Raw genomic sequence first — 18,911 nt, 5'->3', positions numbered from 1 at the left:
TCGCCCAGACTTCAATCCCCGTAACGGTGCCATGGGTGTTGTCCGAGTAGGTGTGCGAGAGGACGGTCCTGTTCGTCCCCGATCATCCGACCAGCGTGAGAGTGAAGGGCGTTTCTCGGTCAAACTGCTACGCGGCCATATCCGGCGAGGGCTGCAAGGCTTTCACGCCGCCGTCACCGACACTCGTGCCAGGAGTTTCTCGTAGGCCGCGCGGTCGAAGTCGCCTGCTGTCGGGGCCCGTACGGTCGCGGCTGACAAGGCGACCGCGTGGGTCAGGCGCTCCGGCCAGGGGAGCTTCTCCACCAGCCCCGACAGCAGGCCCGCCACCGCCGAGTCGCCCGCGCCGGTCGGGTTGCCGTGGACGTGGGTCGGTGGGGCGGCACGCCAGCGGCCCTCCGGGGTCACGGCCAGCAAGCCCTCCGCGCCCAGTGAGGCCACCACCGCCTGGGCGCCCCGGCGGCGGGCGTCCTGGTTGGCGCGCAACGGGTCGTGGGAGCCGGTGAGTTCGGCCAGTTCGTCGGCGTTGGGCTTGATGAGGTCGGGGCGGGCGGCGACCCCGCGGCGCAGGGGTTCGCCGCTGGTGTCCAGGAGGACCGGGACGCCGAGAGTCCGTGCGGCCCGTATGAGGCCCGCGTATGCGCCGACCGGTACCCCCGGTGGCAGGCTGCCGCACAGGGCCACCGCCGAGGGACCGGCGGCCAGCAGATCGGCGTACGACCCCAGCAAGACGGCCCACTCGGCCGGGGAGACCTGCGGGCCCGGCTCGTTCAACTGGGTCGTGTCGCCGGACAGTTCGTCCACGACCGCGATCGTGCGGCGGGTCGGACCGGCGATCGGGACCAGCGCGTCCGTCACCCCGCGCGTGTCCGCGAGGCGTTCGCGCAGCACCCGCCCGGTCGCGCCGCCCGCGAACCCCGTGACCGTCACCTCGTGCCCGAGAGCCGCCAGCACCCGGGCCACGTTCACGCCCTTGCCGCCCGGTCGCTCGATGACGTCCGAGACGCGGTGCGAGGTGTGCGGCCGCAGGGACCGTACGCGATAGGTGATGTCGAGAGCGGTGTTCAGTGTGACCGTGAGGATCATCCGGGCCGACCTCCCTCGAAGTCCGTGTGCCATCGGTTTCCGGGGCCCTGATCATGCCAAAGAGACGGTGGCCGGCCCAGGGTGCGGGTCGGCCACCGTCTCTTCGACACGAGCACGGATCAGGGCAGTTGGGGCGCTACCACCCATTCGCCCCGCCGCATTACGCCCTTGAGATCGAAGTTCGCGTCGAGAAGGACCAGGTCGGCGTCCTTGCCCGGCTCCAGGGAGCCGATGCGGTCGGACAGGCCGAGCAGGCGGGCCGGGTTCGCCGACAACGCCGTCACGGCGTCCTGCACCGGCAGCTTGTCGATCGTCACCGCCCGCTTGAACGCGCGGTCCAGCGTCAGCGTGGAGCCCGCGATCGAGCCGCCGTGCACCAGCCGGGCCACGCCCTCGCTGACCTCCACCTCCAGCGGGCCGAGCATGTAGCGGCCGTCGCCGATGCCGGCCGCGTCCATCGCGTCGGTGATGAATGCGACCCGGGAGGCGCCTGCGTGGTGGAACGCCAGCTCCAGCGCGGCCGGGTGGAGGTGGGTACCGTCGTTGATCAGCTCTACCGTCACCCGCTCGTCCTCCAGCAGGGCCGCGATCGGGCCGGGGGAGCGGTGGCCGAGGGTGGGCATCGCGTTGAAGAGGTGGGTGGCGACCGTGGCGCCCGCGTCGATGGCCTCGACCGTCTGCTCGTAGGTGGCGTCCGTGTGGCCGATGGCGGCGATCACGCCGTGCTCCGCGAGCAGCCGTACGGAGTCGAGGCCGCCCGGCAGCTCGGTGGCGAGGGTGACCATCTTCGCCTTGCCGCGGGCCGCGTCGATCAGCTTGCGCACCTCGGCCGGTTCCGGGTCGCGCAGCAGCTCCTCGGAGTGCGCGCCCTTGCGGCACGGCGAGATGAACGGACCCTCGAAGTGGATGCCCGCGATGTCGCCCTGCTCGGCCAGCTCGCTCAGCAGCCCCGCCTGCTGGACCAGCAGGTCCATCTCGTCGGTGACCGTGGAGGCGACGAGGGTGGTGGTGCCGTGCAGGCGGTGCGTGCGGATGGCTTTCAGTACGTCGTCCGCCGTGCCGGAGAAGGAGGCTCCGCCGCCGCCGTGGTTGTGGATGTCCACGAAGCCCGGTACCAGCCAGTGGCCGGTTACGTCGATGACTTCGGCGTTGGCTGGGGCCGTACTGACGATGCGCTTGCCGTCCACGACCAGCCGGCCGTTCTTCACCGTGCCGGTGGGAAGCACCACGTTTGCGCCGGTGAGCACCTGCGGGTGCGTCGTGGCTGGTCGCGCAGTTCCCCGCGCCCCTGGGTCGGCTGCCATCAGGGGGTTACCTCCGTACGGTCGGTGTGGTTGAGGAGATCCCGCGCAAGCAGCCCCGCGCCCAGGCAGCCGGCCGTGTCGCCGAGGGCCGCGGGGACGATGGACGGCAGTTTCTGGAAGGTGACCCGCTGCCGGACGGCATCCCGCAGGGGCTGGAACAACACTTCCCCCGCCTCGGCCAGGCCGCCACCGATGATCAGCGTGCGTGGGTCCAGCAGGGTGAGCGCGGTCACCAGTCCGTCGGCGAGCGCGTCCACCGCCTCCTGCCAGATCCGGACGGCGTTCGGGTCACCGGACGCGACTGCTTTCGCGCAGTCGGCCGCGTCCGCTTCCGGGTCTCCGCAGGCCGCTGCCCACGCCTCGCTGACCGCGGACGCGGAGGCGTACCGCTCCAGACAGCCGCGCTGCCCGCAGGGACAGGGGATGCCGGACGGTCGTACGACGACGTGGCCGATCTCGCCCGCGAAGCCGTGCGCGCCGGACTCGACCCGGCCGTCGATGCCGATGGCGCCGGCGATCCCGGTGCCGAGCGGCACGAACAGGAACCGGTCGGCACCCTTGCCCGCGCCGATCCGGCCCTCGGCGAGCCCGCCGGTGCGCACGTCGTGGCCGAGCGCCACGGGCACGCCGAGCCGGTCGGCGAGCAGCGCGCGCAGGGGTACGTCCCGCCAGCCGAGGTTGGCCGCGTAGACGGCGACGCCGTGCTCCTCGTCGACGATGCCGGGGACCGCGAGGCCGGCAGCGGCGGCCGGTTCGCCGTAGCGCTCGACGCCGTACGCGCGCAGCTCGGCGGCGAAGTCGAGGATGTCCGCGACCACCGCGTCGGGGCCGCGCTCGCGGCCGGTCGCGCGGCGGGCGCGGTGCAGCAGCGCGCCGTCGTCGCCGACGAGGGCCGCCTTCATCCCGGTACCGCCCACGTCCAGGGCGATGACATGTCTCACGGGGACAGTGTGGCCCGCGGACCCGCAAGAGGTCTAGTCCACTCACGTGGTGTAGACCTTATGTGTCCATATATTGAACGGTCAGACAGCAGGGTTGGGGCTTTGACGGTGGGTCGGCGTACGGCAGGAACGATCGCGGTGGTGTCCGCACTGGGCATGACGGCGGTCCTCGGAGGCTGCGGGAGCACGGGGTCCTCCGACGTGACCCTCAAGCTGGTCGCGGCCGACTACGGCGACTCCGCCGCCAGCAGCTCGCAGAAGTACTGGGATAAGCTGGCCAAGGAGTACGAGTCCCAGCACTCCGGCGTGAAGGTCGAGGTCAGCGTCTACTCCTGGAACGACGTCGACGCCAAGGTCAAGGAGATGGTCGACGCCGGGCACGCCCCCGACCTGGCCCAGATCGGCGCCTACGCCGACTACGCTGCCGCGGACAAGCTCTACCCGGCCTCCGACCTGCTCTCCATCCGCACCCAGGCCGACTTCCTCTCCCAGCTCGCCGACGCGGGCGAGTGGAAGCACGTGCAGTACGGCATCCCGTTCGCCGCCTCCACCCGGGTGCTCTTCTACAACAAGACCCTGTTCGCCAAGGCCGGCATCGCGCCGCCCACCACCTGGAGCGAGCTGGCGGCCGACGCGAAGGCGCTCAAGGACAAGGGCGTGAAGTACCCCTACGCGCTGCCGCTGGGCCCCGAGGAGGCCCAGGCCGAGACCATGCAGTGGCTGCTGAGCGGCGGCAACGGCTACACCGACGACATCGGCACCTACACCATCGACTCCGCGCAGAACGTCCAGACCTTCAGCTGGCTCAAGGACGAGCTGGTCGGCAAGGGCCTGACCGGTCCCGTCGCCCCCGGCAAGCTCAACCGCGCCGCCGCCTTCGCCGCCTTCGCCGACGGCCAGGTCGGCATGCTCAACGGGCATCCCACGCTGATCCAGCAGGCCGGAAAGAAGGGCGTGCAGTTCGGCATGGTCCCGATGCCGGGCCGCACCGGCAAGGCCAAGGCCGCGATGGGCGTCACCGACTGGATGATGGGCTTCAAGCAGAACGGGCACGCCAAGCAGATAGGCGACTTCCTCGACTTCGTCTACTCGGAGAAGAACGTCCTCGCCTTCTCCCACGAGTACGGGCTGCTGCCGGTCACCGGTTCCGCGTCCAACACCATGAGCGACTCCGGCTCGGCCCAGGACAAGGATCTGCACCCCTTCCTCGACCAGCTGCCGACCTCCCAGCTGTACCCGGTCGGCAAGACCTCCTGGGCGGCGGTCAGCGTGGCCGTGAAGAAGGACATCGGCCAGGCGGTCGCCCCCGACGGCAGCCCCTCCGGCATCCTGACCCGCCTGCAGGCGACGGCGACGACGGCCGACAGCGGTTCGGCTTCCGCCGGCTGAGCCGGTTGTCGGTGCCTGGCGTTACGGTTGCGCACATGGAACTGGGCAGCCGTGAAAAGGCCATCCTCGCGCTGGAGCGCCGGGGCTTTTCCGGCCCCGGCGCGAAGGAGCGGGCGATACGCGAGGAACTGGGCCTGGCGCCGGTGCGCTACTACCAGCTTCTCAACGCACTGCTGGACGACGCGAGAGCGCTGGCACTGGATCCGGTGACGGTGAACCGTTTGCGGCGGGTGCGGGAGTCCCGGCGGTCGGAGCGCTGACTTTCCCACCCGCCCATTCGTATCTGTTAGCAGAAACGCGCCGGAAGGGGGAGTGCTGCCAGGGCTCGTTGATGTTGCGCTACTCAGCTGACCGAGACGGGTGGGCGGATGGGAAAACGGGGTCTGGGGCGGATCCCCGGGAGTGAGTCCGGCCTGACCTGGATAGTGTCGCTCTGTGACTCCACCCACGACTGACGTCGCGGGCTTCCTGTGCCGGTGGCTAGGCCACGTCGCAGAGGACCAGCCCGGCCCTGTTGAAGACGTTCGTCGCGCCGACGTGGTCGGCGTTCGCTGTGAAGCCGCACGTGACGCATTCGAACTTCGCTTGGGTGGTGCGGTTCTCCTTTGCGACGTGCCCGCATGCGAGGCACGTGCGGGAGGTGTTGCGCGCGTCCACCGGAACCAGGAGGCGACCGGCACTCTCAGCCTTATTCGCCAGGATTCCGAGGAACTGCGCCCAACCCGCGTCGAGGATCCTGCGGTTGAGCCCGGCCTTCGCGGCGGCGCCGTTCGGCAGGAAGGCGCCGGGCGTCTTGGGGTCGGGCTTGGGCTTGGGTGCACGGGTCATGCCCGCCGTGTTGAGCCGCTCGTGCGCGATCGCGTCGTGGTCGCGGACCAGGGCGAGCGCGGTCTTGTGGTGGAAGTCGAGGCGCTGCTTGCGGATCTTGGCGTGCAGCTTGGCGACCTTGCGGGCCGCCGCACGGTGCTTCTTGTTGCGCTGCTGGGCGCGCTTGGGGAACGTCGCGAGGTGCCGCTGCGCGTCGGCCAGCTCGGCGGCCGCCGTGTCGAGAAACTTGGGGTTGGCGACATGCTTGCCGTCGGAGGTTGTCAGGAAGCGCGTGGTGCCCATGTCGATGCCGATCACCGCGCAAGTGGGTGGGAGCGGCTCGGCGGGGACGTCGTCGCAGGAGAGGACAACGTACCAGCGGTTCCCCTCGCGCTTGATGCTGATCGTCTTCACCCGGCCATGCACGGGCCGGTGCTGGTGCACCCGGACGTGCCCGACGCCTTGGAGGCGCACGCGGGTGTGCCGGTCGTGCGGGGTGGAGTCCCAGCGGCAGCCGTCGCCGTCCTTCGGGAACACCACGGTGTCGAAGTGCCCGACGCCCTTGAAGCGGGGGTAACCCGGCGTCTGCCCGGCCTTGACACGCCGGAAGAACGCCTGGAATGCCTTGTCGAGGCGGCGCAGGGTGGCCTGCTGGGAGGAGAACGACCAGCGGCCGTGACGCTCCGGGTCGAACGCCCGGATCTCCTTGAGCTGGGCAGACTGGTTCCCGTACTTGATGCTCGTCTTCGAGCTGTGCCGCCAGGCGTCCCGGCGTTCCTGCAAAGCGCCGTTGTACAGCGAGCAGTGGTCCCGCAGCATCTCGCCCAGCGTGGCCTTCTGGCCGGCCGTGGGGCGCAGGAGGAACTTGTACGCCCGGTTCACGAGCCGTCCCTCTTCTTCCAGGGGCGTTCCCGCCCGGTGTCGATGTGCGGCTGCACCGTCTCGGCGCTCGCCGTGGCGACCGAGGCGGCGAAGTACGACGACGACCGCCGGGTCGGAGCCTTCGACCGCAGGTGTGGGAACTCCTTGCGTAGGACGCGGGAGGTGAAGCTCTCGAACTGGTTCGCGACATGCGAGGCCGATGACTTCACATCGTGCTTGACGGGCAGGTGGACATGGCCGGACATCACTTCGAGCGCCACGATCTCCCACCCCCGCTCATCGACCCTGGCCCGGATCAGTTCCTCAAGGCGTGACTCGACCCGTTCACGGAGCTCCAGACGGCGGTACTTCGACCACCACATCACGTGCGGCCCGAGGTCGTACACGCCGCCGGAGAACCGGCGAACTTTCCTGGTCACAGCCCACGAGGCGAACATACAAGCGGCACCTGTAGATGAAATCCCCTAGCCCTGAACCTCACACGAACGTGTGACGGAGCCGCCCGGCTACGCCGGGCAACCCCGAAGAGGTCTTGATGCCCCACCGGCCAAGCCGGTGGTCCCCTCGAAGGAGATCTGATGGACCTTCTGCCGACTCCGGTGACTCAGGCTGGCCAAGCCGGACTCGCCGCGCTCCTCGCCAAGCCGCGCACCGCAGTGATCGGCCTGGACTTCGACGGCACGCTGGCCCCCATCGTCGCCGACCCCGAGCAGGCCCGCGCCCACCCCGACGCCGTCCCCGCGCTCGCCGCCCTCGCCCCCAAGGTGGCCTCCGTCGCCGTGATCACCGGCAGGCCCGCCGGGGTCGCGGTACGGCACGGCGGCTTCGCGGGCACGGCGGGCCTGGAGCACCTGGTCGTCCTCGGCCATTACGGCGCCGAACGCTGGGACGCCGCGACCGGCACGGTCACCGCACCCCCGCCCCACCCCGGCGTGGCCGCGGTCCGCGCCGAGCTGCCCGGCGTCCTGGACCGCATCGGCGCCTGGCACGGCACATGGGTCGAGGAGAAGGGCCGGGCCGTCGCCGTCCACACCCGCCGCGCGGACGACCCCCAGGCCGCCTTCGAGGCCCTGCGCGAACCCCTCGCCGACCTCGCCACCCGGCACGGCCTGATCGTCGAGCCCGGCCGGATGGTCCTCGAACTCCGCCCGCCCGGCATGGACAAGGGCGTCGCCTTCCTCGACCACGTCCGCACCACCGGCGCCGAGTCCGTCCTCTACGCCGGCGACGACCTCGGCGACCTCCCCGCCTACGCGGCCGTGGACAAACTCCGCTCCGACGGCATCCCCGGCCTCCTGGTCTGCAGCGGCAGCACAGAGGTCACGGAACTGGCAGAGCGCGCGGACGTGGTGGTCGACGGCCCCGAGGGAGTCGTATCCCTGCTCCGCACACTGGCAGCCCACATGCCCTGACCAACCGCCGTGAGCAGCCGTTCCGCCCACTGCCGTGGGCAGTCGTTCCGCAGGGCGATGGGGGTCCCCCCCGCTCGAGCGAAGCCGAGAGTGGGGGAGGGTGGGCACGGCCTACAGCGCCGGGTGCCCGGCATTCACCGCCCCAGTGCACCCAGCTGATCCAGAAACCACTGCGCGGGCGGCAACGCGGTAGCAGCCGCAGCCAGCCTCTTCGAACGCTCCGCCCGCTCACCGCCCGCCCAGCCCAGCGCAGCGTGCAGCGCATCCGCCGTCCCTCCGATGTCGTACGGGTTCACCACGATCGCGTCCTCGCCCAGCTCCTCGTACGCCCCCGCCTCCCGCGACAGCACCAGCGCGCAGCCCTCGTCGGAGACGACCGGTACCTCCTTGGCGACCAGGTTCATGCCGTCCCGGATCGGGTTGACCAGCGCCACGTCCGCAAGCCGGTACGCGGCCAGAGAACGCGCGAAGTCGTCCTTGACGTGCAGCACAACCGGTGTCCAACCCGGCGTGCCGTAGTGCGAGTTGATCTCCTGCGCCACCCGCTGCACCTCGGCCGTGTAGTCGCGGTAGACGGCGAGGTCCTGCCGGGACGGGTAGGCGAACGCCAGATGCACCACCCGTTCGCGCCACTCGGGGTGGTCGTCCAGCAGCTGCCGGTACGCCAGCAGGCCCCGGACGATGTTCTTGGACAGCTCGGTGCGGTCCACCCGGACGATCGTCCGGCGCCCCTCGCCGATCTCCGCCCGCAGTACGGCCATCCGCTCGGTCACGTCCGGCCGGTGCGCCCGCTCCCGCAGGAAGTCCGCGTCCGCGCCGAGTCCGTGCACCCCGATCCGGGTCCCGGACGGGATGCCGGGCCCCAGTACCGCGTGACAGCAGTCGGTGAACGCGTCCGCCCACCGCCGGGTCAGGAACGCCGCCCGGTCCGCGCCCAGGATGCCGGTCAGCAGCTCGGCCGCGATGTCGTCGGGCAGCAGGCGGAAGTAGTCCGGCGGGGCCCACGGAGTGTGTGAGAAGTGGCCGATGCGCAGGTCGGGGCGGAGTCGGCGGAGCATCCGGGGGGCGAGCGCCAGGTGGTAGTCCTGGATCAGCACCGCCGCGCCGTCCGCCGCCTCCTCGGCCAGCGCCTCGGCGAAGGCCCGGTTGTACGCCTCGTACGACGCCCACTGCCGCCGGAACTCCGCGTCGAAGACCGGCTCCAGCGGGGTCTGGTACAGCATGTGGTGGACGAACCACAGCACCGAGTTGGCGATGCCGTTGTACGCGTCGGCGAACACCGCCGCGTCGATGTCGAGCATGCGTACGCGCTGTCCGCCGGTCTCCTCCGTCGGCAGCAGCCCGCCGCCCGTGCGCCGTACCGCCTCCCGGTCGCCGTCGCCCAGTGCGGCGCACACCCACACCGCGTCGGTGTCCGGCCCGATGGCCGAAAGACCCGAGACCAGTCCGCCGCCGCCCCGCTTGGCGTGCAGCGAGCCGTTCTCGAGGACCTCGTACGAAACCGGGCCGCGGTTGGACGCGACCAGCACCTCAGCACCGTGGGTGGAAGCCATACGCCTCAACCTAGCCCGGCCCGGAAACGCTCAAACGTACGGTCTGCCCCAGAAGGGGGGCTGTATACAGCCGTTCTCGTGCGCCCCCTCAGGCGACCCGGCGTGCCGCGTACTCCGCGATCTCCGCCATCGGCGGCCGTTCCTCGGTGTCGACTGAGTAGGTGCGTGGCTCGAAACCGTCCTCGCCCCGCTCGAACTGGGTGAGGGAGGGCCGGACGAGGTGGCCGCGGGCCAGCCGCAGCTGGGCGGTGCGGTAGATCGCCGCGGCCATCCGGCCCAGGGCCTGCCCGTCCTGGTGGCGGTGCTTGCGCACGCCGACGTCCACCTGGGCGAGGGCGTCCAGGCCCACCAGGTGCAGCGCGTCCACCAGCATGCCCAGCTCCACGCCGTAGCCCACCGGGAACGGCAGCTGCTCCAGCAGGGAGCGGCGGGCCGCGTACTCGCCGCCCAGCGGCTGGACGAATCCGGCCAGCTGCGGCCAGTGCATGTTCAGCAGCGGGCGGGCCATGAGTTCGGTGACCCGGCCGCCCTGGCCTGCTGCGCCGCCGAGCGGGCGGTCGTACATCGCCTTGACGAGGTCGATGTCCGGGTCGGTGAGCAGCGGGCCGACGATCCCGGAGACGAAGTCGGAGGAGAACTCCTTCAGGTCGGCGTCGATGAAACAGACGACGTCCCCGCTGGTCACCAGCAGGGAGCGCCACAGCACCTCGCCCTTGCCCGGGACGGCCGGGATGCGCGGGAGGATGTCGTCGCGGTGGACGACCCGGGCGCCCGCGGAAGCGGCGGCCTCGGAGGTGCGGTCGGTGGACCCGGAGTCGACGACGACGATCTCGTCGACCAGCGGGACCTGCTGCATGAGGTCGTGGCGGATGACGGCGACGATGTCGCCGACCGTCTCCTCCTCGTTGAGCGCGGGCAGCACGACGGAGACCGACTGGCCCGTGCGGTGCTTGGCCGCCAGGATCTTGTGGAGCGGGCGTTCGGTCACGGACCAGGAGCGGGTGGCCAGCCAGCGCTCGACTTCTTCCAGCACAGTCAGCGGCTCCTCACGTTGTCTCGCGGTTCGGACGACTATCTCAACTGTCCTGGCCTTCGGTTACAGTCTTGAACAACGCCGATGACCATCGCATGTCGGGTGGTCAAGTGGCGTTGACAACTGCATACAGCTCATCCAGAGGGGCAGAGGGACACGGCCCGATGAAGCCCCGGCAACCCTCCAGTCGGTACTCGTAGATCGCTGTTGATCGCTTCGCGAGGCTCCCGGCTAGGGAAGGTGCCAAATCCGTCTCACGGCGAGGTGCGTCGTGAGGAAGATGAGGAGAAAGGGCCTCGCCTCCATGGCTGTGCAGACTGTTGCAAGCACCAGCAATCCCACCGTAGACCTCGGTCCCGCCGCGGCGCTGAGCTGCCGCGAGTGCGGGCACCGCGTGCCGCTCGGCCCGGTGTTCGCCTGCGAGGAGTGTTTCGGCCCGCTGGAGATCGCCTACGACTTCTCCGCCTACGACACCGAAGAGCTGCGCCGGCGCATCGAGGCCGGCCCCGCGAACATCTGGCGTTACGCGCCGCTGCTGCCCGTCCCCGCCGACGTGGCCGACAAGCCGAACATCAACCCGGGCTGGACCAAGCTCGTCAAGGCCGACAACCTGGCGCGCGAGCTGGGCGTGACCGGCGGGCTGTACGTGAAGGACGACTCCGGCAACCCGACGCACTCCTTCAAGGACCGGGTGGTGGCCCAGGCCCTGGAGGCGGCGCGTGCCTTCGGCTTCACGACCCTCTCCTGCTCCTCCACCGGCAACCTCGCCGGTGCCGTCGGCGCCGCGGCCGCCCGGGCCGGCTTCCGCTCCTGCGTGTTCATCCCGCACGACCTGGAGCAGGGCAAGGTCGTCATGGCCGCGGTCTACGGCGGCGAGCTGGTCGGCATCGAGGGCAACTACGACGATGTGAACCGCTTCTGCTCCGAGCTGATCGGCGACCCGGCCGGCGAGGGCTGGGGCTTCGTCAACGTCAACCTGCGGCCGTACTACGCGGAGGGCTCGAAGACCCTGGCGTACGAGATCTGCGAGCAGCTCGGCTGGCGGCTCCCGGACCAGCTCGTGGTCCCGATCGCCTCCGGCTCCCAGCTCACGAAGATCGACAAGGGTCTGCAGGAACTGATCAAGCTCGGTCTGGTCGAGGACAGGCCGTACAAGATCTTCGGTGCACAGGCCGAGGGCTGCTCGCCGGTGTCCACCGCCTTCAAGGCCGGGCACGACGTGGTCCGCCCGCAGAAGCCGAACACCATCGCCAAGTCCCTCGCCATCGGCAACCCGGCCGACGGTCCGTACGTCCTGGACATCGCGCGCCGCACGGGCGGGGCGGTGGAGGACGTGACCGACGAGCAGGTCGTGGACGCGATCAAGCTGCTGGCCCGTACGGAAGGTATTTTCGCCGAGACTGCGGGTGGCGTGACCGTCGGAGTGACGCGCAAGCTGATCCAGGACGGTGTCCTGGACCCGACGAAGACGACCGTTGTGCTCAACACCGGGGACGGTCTCAAGACGCTGGATGCGGTGGCGGGTACGGGGCTTACCGCGACCATCCGTCCCAGCCTGGAGTCGTTCCGCGAGGCCGGCCTCGCATAGCCGCTTTTCGTCTGCGGGCCGGTGGGGGCTGGCCGCGCCCACGCGGCGGCAGCCGCACATCAAGCACAGCCCCGCCCCTGAGGCCGATTACCTGACCGGAGGTCACCAGCATGAGCGTCACCGTTCGCATCCCCACCATCCTGCGCACCTACACCGGCGGCCGGGCCGAGGTCGCCGCCGAGGGGGCGACCCTCGCCGAGGTCATCAAGGACCTGGAGAAGAACCACACCGGGATCGCCGCCCGGGTGCTGGACGACCAGGGCCAGCTGCGCCGTTTCGTCAACGTGTACGTCAACGACGACGACGTCCGCTTCGAGCAGGGTCTTGAGACGGCGACCCCGGACGGTGCCGGTGTCTCCATCATTCCGGCCGTCGCCGGCGGCTGATCATTACCTTCGGTAACCGAGGTTACTGATTGTTCATCGAATGGCCTCCTCCGTGAGAGAAACGGAGGGGGCCATTCAGTGTGATTGAGCGCGGTACAGTTGGGGAACGCGTTCCGGACCTGCGGGTCGCAGGCCCCGGATTTCACGCCGCACACCCGATAAGAAGTAGCCAAAGTGCACGGGTTTTATGCGGCTTTTTTACCCCTTTATGTAGCCCGACTTGCCCTGAATTCGGCCGAATTTTTGGCAGATTCCGGACCGGGCCCGTCCAGAATTCTCGTCCGATTGACCTGTTGCAGAGGGCAGTTGGACAGATACATTCAGCCGCGGTCGACGCGTTCCGGCGCACGCCCCCGACCAATGGGGGGTGAGGTCTGACCCGGGTCCGCGAAGTGTGGATCTGTGCAAGGGCCAGTAATAGGGGAGTTAGGCATGGCTCAGGGCACCGTCAAGTGGTTCAACGCGGAGAAGGGGTACGGCTTCATCGCGGTCGACGGTGGTGCGGACGTCTTCGTCCATTACAGCGCCATTCAGATGGACGGCTACCGCACCCTGGAAGAGGGCCAGCGGGTGGAGTTCGAGATCTCGCAGGGCCAGAAGGGCCCGCAGGCCGACATGGTTCGCCTCAGCGCCTGAACGTTTCTTGTGACGAAGGGCCCGCACCGGCACAGGGTGCGGGCCCTTCGTCGTGCCCGGATGCCCTTGTGTCGGGCCCGGATGCCCTTGTCCGCGGGGGCTGAGCGCCCCCTGTACCCCGTCAGGCGCTTGCACTCGACCATGCCGAGTGCTAATCATTGGCGTTAGCACTCTGAAGGTGAGAGTGACAAAGAAGGACCGGGTCAGTGAGGCCCGCAGGCCAGGTGGGGCAAGGAACCACAGGTCGGCGAGCCGTCCGTCGCGGGCGCGGGCGCGGTCCGAAGGAATCACCCCCAGTCCTGGAGGGACCACTTCACATGGCCAAGATCATCGCGTTCGACGAGGAGGCGCGGCGCGGCCTCGAGCGCGGCATGAACCAGCTCGCGGACGCCGTGAAGGTGACGCTCGGCCCCAAGGGCCGCAACGTCGTCCTCGAGAAGAAGTGGGGCGCCCCCACGATCACCAACGATGGTGTCTCCATCGCCAAGGAGATCGAGCTCGAGGACCCGTACGAGAAGATCGGCGCCGAGCTGGTCAAGGAAGTCGCCAAGAAGACGGACGACGTCGCCGGTGACGGTACGACCACCGCGACCGTGCTCGCCCAGGCCCTGGTCAGGGAAGGCCTGCGCAACGTAGCCGCCGGCGCCAACCCGATGGCCCTCAAGCGCGGTATCGAGAAGGCCGTCGAGGCCGTCTCCGCCGCCCTGCTGGAGCAGGCGAAGGACGTCGAGACCAAGGAGCAGATCGCCTCCACCGCGTCCATCTCCGCCGCCGACACCCAGATCGGCGAGCTCATCGCCGAGGCCATGGACAAGGTCGGCAAGGAAGGCGTCATCACCGTCGAGGAGAGCAACACCTTCGGTCTGGAGCTCGAGCTCACCGAGGGCATGCGCTTCGACAAGGGCTACATCTCCGCCTACTTCGCGACCGACATGGAGCGCATGGAGGCGGTGCTCGAGGACCCGTACATCCTCATCGCCAACTCCAAGATCTCCTCGGTCAAGGACCTGCTCCCGCTGCTGGAGAAGGTCATGCAGTCGGGCAAGCCGCTGCTGATCATCGCCGAGGACGTCGAGGGCGAGGCCCTGTCGACCCTGGTCGTCAACAAGATCCGCGGCACCTTCAAGTCCGTCGCCGTCAAGGCCCCGGGCTTCGGCGACCGCCGCAAGGCCATGCTCGGCGACATCGCCATCCTCACGGGCGGCGAGGTCATCTCCGAGGAGGTCGGCCTCAAGCTGGAGAACGCGACCCTGGACCTCCTGGGCCGCGCCCGCAAGGTCGTCATCACCAAGGACGAGACCACCATCGTCGACGGCTCCGGCTCCTCGGACCAGGTCGGCGGCCGGGTCAACCAGATCCGCGCCGAGATCGAGAACAGCGACTCGGACTACGACCGCGAGAAGCTGCAGGAGCGCCTGGCGAAGCTCGCCGGCGGTGTCGCGGTCATCAAGGCCGGTGCCGCCACCGAGGTGGAGCTCAAGGAGCGCAAGCACCGCATCGAGGACGCCGTCCGCAACGCGAAGGCGGCCGTCGAGGAGGGCATCGTCGCCGGTGGTGGCGTGGCCCTGCTGCAGGCCTCCCAGGTCTTCGAGAAGCTGGAGCTCGACGGTGACGAGGCGACCGGCGCCAACGCCGTGAAGCTCGCGCTGGAGGCCCCGCTGAAGCAGATCGCCGTCAACGGTGGTCTCGAGGGCGGCGTCGTCGTGGAGAAGGTGCGCAACCTGGCCGTCGGCCACGGTCTGAACGCCGCCACGGGCGAGTACGTCGACATGATCGCCGAGGGCATCATCGACCCGGCGAAGGTGACCCGCTCTGCGCTGCAGAACGCCGCCTCCATCGCCGCGCTGTTCCTCACCACCGAGGCCGTCATCGCCGACAAGCCGGAGAAGGCCGCCGCGGCCGCTCCGGGCGGCATGCCGGGCGGTGACATGGACTTCTGATCGACCTGACGGTTGATCGCCTGTCCTTCGGACCGAGGGCGGTACGTCCAGCTTCTGGCTGGGGTGCCGCCCTTGGGCGTTTCGTGAGCCTCAGTCGGCGTAGTCCTTGAGGTCCTCGGTTTCGAGGGTGATGCTCACCGGAGAGGGGAGTTCGACGGTGGCGCCCCAGGGATAGGACGGGGACTGCCGGTAGCGGCCGTCCTTGGGGGCACTGTGCACGACAAGCGTGTCGTTGTCCCGGTCGATCAGCAGGTAGATGGGGATACCGGCCTCGGCGTAGCCGCGGACCTTGTCGATGCGGTCGCGTCGGTCGGTGTCACGGTCGCGAGAGGTGACTTCCACGACCATGAGGACGCCGTCGGGGTCCGCCCAGTCTCCCTCCTGGGCGATGAAGTGGTTGAACGGGGCCAGCGCACCGTCTGCGCAGGCGTGGCCCTTGCGGTAGGCCCCGACCTTGAGCTGCTGTTCGGGGTACAGGGCCAGCTCGGGACGTAGCTGCATGAACAGCCGGAGGAGCCACATCACGATGCCCCGGTGACGCTGGTCAGGCATCGGCTTGACCTCTAGCCTTCCGTCGATGAGTTCGAGCTTGACGCCCTCTGGAGCCTTACGGGCAAGTTCCTCGAAGTCCTCGTCCGTGATGCGGTCGCCCTTCACGTACAGCCGCCCGTTGATGAATTCGAGCTGCACGTTTTCCGGGGCCCTGCGGGCAAGCTCCTCGAAGTCCTCGGCGGACATCTGCGGGCGCTGGGCGGTGCTGGGGGTCATGGCGTCGCCTCCTCCCCTCCATCGTGCCCTGGGCCGGTGTTGTCGGACCGTAGGAGCGGTCATACGTGTGTCCTTTCTCGTCGCTTCAGGGACATCGCAGCCCGGATCTCGCCCGCGTGGACGTGGACTGCGGGGGCGGGCAGGGGTGTACGGGGGCGCGCGGGAGCGCGTTCGCCTCGGCAACCGCCGCACACACCTCCAGGCAGTGCTTCCGGTCGCCCCGGCACCCCGCACTTCGCGCACTCCAGCACCCGGCGCGGTGGACGGGGCACCGGTTCCGGGGGGAGCTTGTCGATCAGACGGCGGCGGACCAGGGCTGCGGGGTGGTGGACCGGGGTGGGCAGGCCCTCGGTCAGGGCGCGGAGGATGTGAGCGCGGGAGCGGGTGGTGCGGGCGCGTTCGTCCGGTGGCTGCTCCGGTTCCGGTACGTCGCCGCGCGTGAACGCCGCCCACCAGTCGTCGGCACGTGCGGTACGGGACCACCACGATCGGGTGATCCAGCGCGAGCCGCCGCCTTCCGCCTCCAGTCGCTCCCTTCCTCGCCGTAAGTGCCCTGACCGCTGGAGGTGGTTGAGGGCCGTACGCAGGGCGCATTGGCCGTACAGGAGCTGTTTGGCCAGCGTCTTCACGGAGATGTCGGCGCCGTCGGGGAGTCGGTCGATGTAGGCGGCGATGGCGGCTTCGCGGGGAGGTAAGTGTGCGAAGTCGTTTTTGGTGCGGGGGAGTTGGCTGGGCGCGCAACGCTTGCCGTAACCCGGATTGGCCATCGGGTGCGGGGACGCGTGCGCGGGCGGGAGGGCAGGACTAAGCTTGGCATCAGCCACGGGATCGCCTTTCCGATCTCGTAGGTCAGACCCCCGCAGGTGTTGGTAGCACCTGTCGGGGGTTGTTCGTTATGCGGGCACGCTAGAGGATCGTGACTGTGCGTCGCAAGCCGAACGCGTCAAGTCAACTCGCCGGGTGGGAGGGTGGGTTGGGGCCCTCCATCCGTTCCTTGAAAAGAGGGCTCGGAGTTCGGAGCTTGAGCCTCGGGGCATGCGTTCAGGACTCCTTGCAAGCTCCGTCCGTCACTTCTACGTTGAGCATCGCCTTGTCTCCGTACGGCACCGGGACCAGGTGCATGCAGAACGCCGCGTCCGTTCCCTTGCCGGTCACCGTGTACGTCGCGGTGCCCTTGGCCGAGTCGTCGACCTGCTCGACGTGTGGGCCGTACGACGGGCCGACGCCGGTCTTTTCGAAGGCGTCGTCGATGTACATGTCGTAGCCGAGCGACTCGTCGACGGTCACCGGCTCCTCCTCCAGCCTCGCGGCCGCCTTGTGCGTCGCCTCCCGCAGCTCGTCCTCGCTCCACTGGGAGTCCAGCTTCAGATAGACGATGGCGCCGACCGCGAAGGCCAGCGAGAGGAAGATCAGCGCCAGGCCCAAGGGGTTGTTGGGGTTGTAGAAGGACCGGCCGCCCTTTCTGACGAAGACCGGCTCGTGATCACTCACCCTTCACGCCAGCGACGAAGGCCGACCAGGCCTCCGCCCGGAACACGAGCTTCGGGCCGTGGGGGGCCTTGGAGTCGCGGACGGGGGTGAGGGTGGGGTGGCCGTCGGCGACTTCCAGGCAGTCACTGCCGCCTTGGCTGTAGCTCGACTTGTGCCAGGTGGCTGTGCTCAGGTCAGGGATGTTCCTCATGGGCGCAATCCTGCGCCAACGCCTCGAACAGGGCCAGGGACTTCGTCCAGCAGCGCCGCGTACTCCAGCTGCATCCGCCGAGTCCATCACGAGGAGCCCCACGGACTCACCGCTCACAGAGGTCGATTTCTCCCTGGAGGTGGTTGTTGTCGGCGGGTCTGGTGGAGTGGATGTGGCGGATGGGCTTGTTGGAGTTCTGGAGGGGGGTGCTGCCTGCCGTCCCTGTCATCATGATCAGGTAAGCAGATCTTACCTTTCTACGGGGGAAGGACCCGAATGAACTTCCGTATGACCCGCACCCGTTTGGCCACCGCCGCGGTGAGCGCTGCCGTCGCGGGCGCGCTCGCGGTGAGCGCCTCGCCGGCCTCGGCGTCCGCGTCCGGCGGCTATGTCAGCGGCGGCGGCTCGTTCTACGACGACTTCGCCGACGAGGGCACGCTGTCGACCACGTCGTACAAGGACACCAACGCGACCTGCCTGTGGCAGATCATGCTGTACGCGGAGGGTGTCAAGGAGAGCGACGGAACCCAGTTCGACTGGGACGACATCAACGGCAAGTTCAGCTCGAACACTGCGTACGCCACCAAGCAGCTGCAGAAGGCCTGGGGCCTGACGCAGGACGGCAAGGTCGGCAAGACGACCTTCGGCGCGGCCGATGACAAGTGGAACCCCACCACCGGGGCGGGCGAGCTGGAGTACCGGAGCACCGGAACGACCGACGCCACCAAGTACAAGCTGCGGTACCACGGTTCGCGCTACTACTTCGACATCTTCCGCACCGCGAGCGGCAAGTACCGCTTCTACCACAAGAACGTCTGGCACTACGCGAGCTACAAGAACGACAGCAGCTGCAGCTGACGGTTGACGGCTGACCGCAGCGATTCCCTGGAGGAATTCGACGAAGAGGGCCCAGGCGCGGGTCGGGTAGGCCGGCGCCTGGGCCCTCTGGGTTCTCGCTTCAGGACGGCCGTACGCGTCCGGGTCACCCCGCTCGTGAGCCGGCGGGCGCGAGCGGGACTGACCGCCGGAGTCGGCCGAACCCGCGCCGCCGGGCAAGGTGTTGCGGGAGCGGGTGCGGCGGCTGAACCGGGAGGCGAGCCTCTGGGGGGCGGTCGAGCCGCCGCGCTGGACAGCGTCCTGCGCGAGACGGCCCGGGTGGTTCCGGAGCGGCCAAGTGGCGCATGCGTACGCGTGTCGGAGGCCTTGTGCCAAGGATTTCCGATTTCGTGCACGCTCGGCGCCCCCCTCGAATGCGGCGGGCTGCCTGAAGCCAGATCCTTTCTGAGAGGGCAATCATGAGACTTGCGCTCCGTGGCCGGGCCCCGATGTGGAGGGCCGTAGCCGCCTTCTTGGCAGCCCTGCTGTGGTGCGGCCTGTCCCCAGGGGCATGGCTGAGCACGGCACACGCTGACGGCGGCAGATCCAGCGAACCTGGCATCGCGGCCGCTTGGGGGGAGAATAACGGCGGCGCGCTCGGCGACGGCTCCACTGTGCTCTCCAGCACTAGT

The 18,911-nt window shown here is 69.2% G+C and carries 20 protein-coding genes and 1 riboswitch; of the genes, 8 read left to right on the top strand and 12 right to left on the bottom strand.

The window, feature by feature from the left end; genetic code table 11:
* Positions 1-162: 162 nt before the first annotated feature.
* The 3 genes from AQI88_RS29905 to AQI88_RS29895 form a co-directional block, all read right to left on the bottom strand.
* Complete coding sequence (locus AQI88_RS29905; protein WP_067005080.1) at positions 163-1,083, bottom strand: 1-phosphofructokinase family hexose kinase; 921 nt, start codon at positions 1,081-1,083, stop codon at positions 163-165.
* Between the two features lie 119 nt (positions 1,084-1,202).
* Positions 1,203-2,387, bottom strand: coding sequence for an N-acetylglucosamine-6-phosphate deacetylase (gene nagA, locus AQI88_RS29900; RefSeq protein ID WP_208615938.1), 1,185 nt, complete (start codon positions 2,385-2,387; stop codon positions 1,203-1,205).
* Positions 2,387-3,328, bottom strand: a complete 942-nt coding sequence (locus tag AQI88_RS29895; RefSeq protein WP_079057886.1) for an ROK family protein — start codon at positions 3,326-3,328, stop codon at positions 2,387-2,389. The genes nagA and AQI88_RS29895 overlap by 1 nt, the downstream gene beginning before the upstream one ends.
* A 108-nt stretch (positions 3,329-3,436) precedes the next feature.
* On the opposite strand from AQI88_RS29895, the gene AQI88_RS29890 reads away from it, so the two are divergent.
* Together AQI88_RS29890 and AQI88_RS29885 are read left to right on the top strand one after the other, a co-directional pair.
* Positions 3,437-4,717: an ABC transporter substrate-binding protein gene (locus tag AQI88_RS29890; RefSeq protein WP_449657835.1), complete on the top strand. Its 1,281-nt coding sequence runs from the start codon at positions 3,437-3,439 to the stop codon at positions 4,715-4,717.
* Between the two features lie 35 nt (positions 4,718-4,752).
* Positions 4,753-4,977 carry a DUF3263 domain-containing protein gene (locus AQI88_RS29885; protein ID WP_067005073.1) on the top strand — a complete coding sequence of 75 codons (225 nt, stop codon included), beginning with the start codon at positions 4,753-4,755 and terminating at the stop codon, positions 4,975-4,977.
* Positions 4,978-5,197: 220 nt separating this feature from the next.
* Here the strand turns inward: AQI88_RS29885 and AQI88_RS29880 are convergent, their stop codons facing one another.
* Positions 5,198-6,406: an RNA-guided endonuclease InsQ/TnpB family protein gene (locus AQI88_RS29880; protein WP_067005072.1), complete on the bottom strand. Its 1,209-nt coding sequence runs from the start codon at positions 6,404-6,406 to the stop codon at positions 5,198-5,200.
* Positions 6,403-6,843: an IS200/IS605 family transposase gene (gene tnpA, locus AQI88_RS29875; RefSeq protein ID WP_067005071.1), complete on the bottom strand. Its 441-nt coding sequence runs from the start codon at positions 6,841-6,843 to the stop codon at positions 6,403-6,405. The genes AQI88_RS29880 and tnpA overlap by 4 nt, the downstream gene beginning before the upstream one ends.
* 141 nt (positions 6,844-6,984) lie before the next feature.
* Between tnpA and otsB the strand changes: the two genes are divergently transcribed.
* A complete protein-coding gene (gene otsB, locus AQI88_RS29870) occupies positions 6,985-7,818 on the top strand; it encodes a trehalose-phosphatase (RefSeq protein WP_067005070.1) in 834 nt (277 codons plus the stop codon).
* Between the two features lie 134 nt (positions 7,819-7,952).
* Here otsB and AQI88_RS29865 read toward each other — a convergent pair whose 3' ends face one another.
* Both AQI88_RS29865 and AQI88_RS29860 read right to left on the bottom strand, forming a co-directional pair.
* Positions 7,953-9,371, bottom strand: a complete 1,419-nt coding sequence (locus AQI88_RS29865; RefSeq protein WP_107118700.1) for an alpha,alpha-trehalose-phosphate synthase (UDP-forming) — start codon at positions 9,369-9,371, stop codon at positions 7,953-7,955.
* A gap of 88 nt (positions 9,372-9,459) precedes the next feature.
* A complete protein-coding gene (locus tag AQI88_RS29860; RefSeq protein ID WP_067005069.1) occupies positions 9,460-10,404 on the bottom strand; it encodes a glucosyl-3-phosphoglycerate synthase in 945 nt (314 codons plus the stop codon).
* A gap of 131 nt (positions 10,405-10,535) precedes the next feature.
* Positions 10,536-10,691: riboswitch (SAM riboswitch) on the top strand.
* Positions 10,692-10,708: 17 nt separating this feature from the next.
* Between AQI88_RS29860 and thrC the strand changes: the two genes are divergently transcribed.
* The 4 genes from thrC (at position 10,709) to groL (ending at position 14,954) form a co-directional block, all read left to right on the top strand.
* Positions 10,709-11,992, top strand: a complete 1,284-nt coding sequence (gene thrC, locus AQI88_RS29855) for a threonine synthase (RefSeq protein ID WP_067005067.1) — start codon at positions 10,709-10,711, stop codon at positions 11,990-11,992.
* A 110-nt stretch (positions 11,993-12,102) separates the two neighbouring features.
* On the top strand, positions 12,103-12,378 hold the full coding sequence (locus AQI88_RS29850; protein WP_067005066.1) for a MoaD/ThiS family protein: 276 nt from the start codon (positions 12,103-12,105) through the stop codon (positions 12,376-12,378).
* A gap of 432 nt (positions 12,379-12,810) precedes the next feature.
* Positions 12,811-13,014: a cold-shock protein gene (locus tag AQI88_RS29845; protein WP_004929928.1), complete on the top strand. Its 204-nt coding sequence runs from the start codon at positions 12,811-12,813 to the stop codon at positions 13,012-13,014.
* Between the two features lie 317 nt (positions 13,015-13,331).
* A complete protein-coding gene (groL, locus tag AQI88_RS29840; protein ID WP_067005064.1) occupies positions 13,332-14,954 on the top strand; it encodes a chaperonin GroEL in 1,623 nt (540 codons plus the stop codon).
* Positions 14,955-15,044: 90 nt separating this feature from the next.
* Here groL and AQI88_RS29835 read toward each other — a convergent pair whose 3' ends face one another.
* The 5 genes from AQI88_RS29835 to AQI88_RS48590 form a co-directional block, all read right to left on the bottom strand.
* Positions 15,045-15,722: a Uma2 family endonuclease gene (locus tag AQI88_RS29835; RefSeq protein ID WP_079057885.1), complete on the bottom strand. Its 678-nt coding sequence runs from the start codon at positions 15,720-15,722 to the stop codon at positions 15,045-15,047.
* Positions 15,723-15,781: 59 nt separating this feature from the next.
* Positions 15,782-16,489 (bottom strand): hypothetical protein, encoded by a 708-nt coding sequence (locus AQI88_RS43745; protein ID WP_079057884.1) that lies wholly within the window; start codon positions 16,487-16,489, stop codon positions 15,782-15,784.
* A 274-nt stretch (positions 16,490-16,763) separates the two neighbouring features.
* Positions 16,764-17,213, bottom strand: coding sequence for a hypothetical protein (locus AQI88_RS29830; RefSeq protein WP_067005062.1), 450 nt, complete (start codon positions 17,211-17,213; stop codon positions 16,764-16,766).
* Complete coding sequence (locus AQI88_RS29825; RefSeq protein ID WP_067005061.1) at positions 17,206-17,403, bottom strand: DUF397 domain-containing protein; 198 nt, start codon at positions 17,401-17,403, stop codon at positions 17,206-17,208. Before AQI88_RS29825 ends, AQI88_RS29830 begins: the two co-directional genes overlap by 8 nt.
* 106 nt (positions 17,404-17,509) lie before the next feature.
* Entirely contained in the window at positions 17,510-17,632 is a 123-nt protein-coding gene (locus tag AQI88_RS48590) for a hypothetical protein (RefSeq protein ID WP_279616580.1), read from the bottom strand.
* A 59-nt stretch (positions 17,633-17,691) separates the two neighbouring features.
* On the opposite strand from AQI88_RS48590, the gene AQI88_RS29820 reads away from it, so the two are divergent.
* The gene (locus AQI88_RS29820) at positions 17,692-18,261 is read left to right on the top strand and encodes a peptidoglycan-binding domain-containing protein (RefSeq protein ID WP_067005060.1); all 570 of its coding nucleotides are present in this window, start codon (positions 17,692-17,694) and stop codon (positions 18,259-18,261) included.
* The last annotated feature ends 650 nt before the right edge of the window (positions 18,262-18,911 follow it).

Source organism: Streptomyces cellostaticus, from assembly GCF_001513965.1.
Taxonomy (GTDB): Bacteria; Actinomycetota; Actinomycetes; order Streptomycetales; family Streptomycetaceae; genus Streptomyces; species Streptomyces cellostaticus.
This window is presented reverse-complemented; position numbering and strand designations above follow the sequence as displayed.

Bases quoted from the DNA above. Each gene is read 5' to 3' on its own strand.
- tnpA (WP_067005071.1), bottom strand. From the start codon at position 6,843: ATGTTCGCCTCGTGGGCTGTGACCAGGAAAGTTCGCCGGTTCTCCGGC.
- AQI88_RS29885 (WP_067005073.1), top strand. From the start codon at position 4,753: ATGGAACTGGGCAGCCGTGAAAAGGCCATCCTCGCGCTGGAGCGCCGG.
- thrC (WP_067005067.1), top strand. From the start codon at position 10,709: ATGGCTGTGCAGACTGTTGCAAGCACCAGCAATCCCACCGTAGACCTC.
- otsB (WP_067005070.1), top strand. From the start codon at position 6,985: ATGGACCTTCTGCCGACTCCGGTGACTCAGGCTGGCCAAGCCGGACTC.
- AQI88_RS43745 (WP_079057884.1), bottom strand. From the start codon at position 16,489: ATGGCCAATCCGGGTTACGGCAAGCGTTGCGCGCCCAGCCAACTCCCC.
- AQI88_RS29865 (WP_107118700.1), bottom strand. From the start codon at position 9,371: ATGGCTTCCACCCACGGTGCTGAGGTGCTGGTCGCGTCCAACCGCGGC.
- AQI88_RS29825 (WP_067005061.1), bottom strand. From the start codon at position 17,403: ATGAGGAACATCCCTGACCTGAGCACAGCCACCTGGCACAAGTCGAGC.
- nagA (WP_208615938.1), bottom strand. From the start codon at position 2,387: ATGGCAGCCGACCCAGGGGCGCGGGGAACTGCGCGACCAGCCACGACG.
- AQI88_RS29845 (WP_004929928.1), top strand. From the start codon at position 12,811: ATGGCTCAGGGCACCGTCAAGTGGTTCAACGCGGAGAAGGGGTACGGC.
- groL (WP_067005064.1), top strand. From the start codon at position 13,332: ATGGCCAAGATCATCGCGTTCGACGAGGAGGCGCGGCGCGGCCTCGAG.
- AQI88_RS48590 (WP_279616580.1), bottom strand. From the start codon at position 17,632: ATGACAGGGACGGCAGGCAGCACCCCCCTCCAGAACTCCAACAAGCCC.
- AQI88_RS29905 (WP_067005080.1), bottom strand. From the start codon at position 1,083: ATGATCCTCACGGTCACACTGAACACCGCTCTCGACATCACCTATCGC.
- AQI88_RS29850 (WP_067005066.1), top strand. From the start codon at position 12,103: ATGAGCGTCACCGTTCGCATCCCCACCATCCTGCGCACCTACACCGGC.
- AQI88_RS29835 (WP_079057885.1), bottom strand. From the start codon at position 15,722: ATGACCCCCAGCACCGCCCAGCGCCCGCAGATGTCCGCCGAGGACTTC.
- AQI88_RS29820 (WP_067005060.1), top strand. From the start codon at position 17,692: ATGACCCGCACCCGTTTGGCCACCGCCGCGGTGAGCGCTGCCGTCGCG.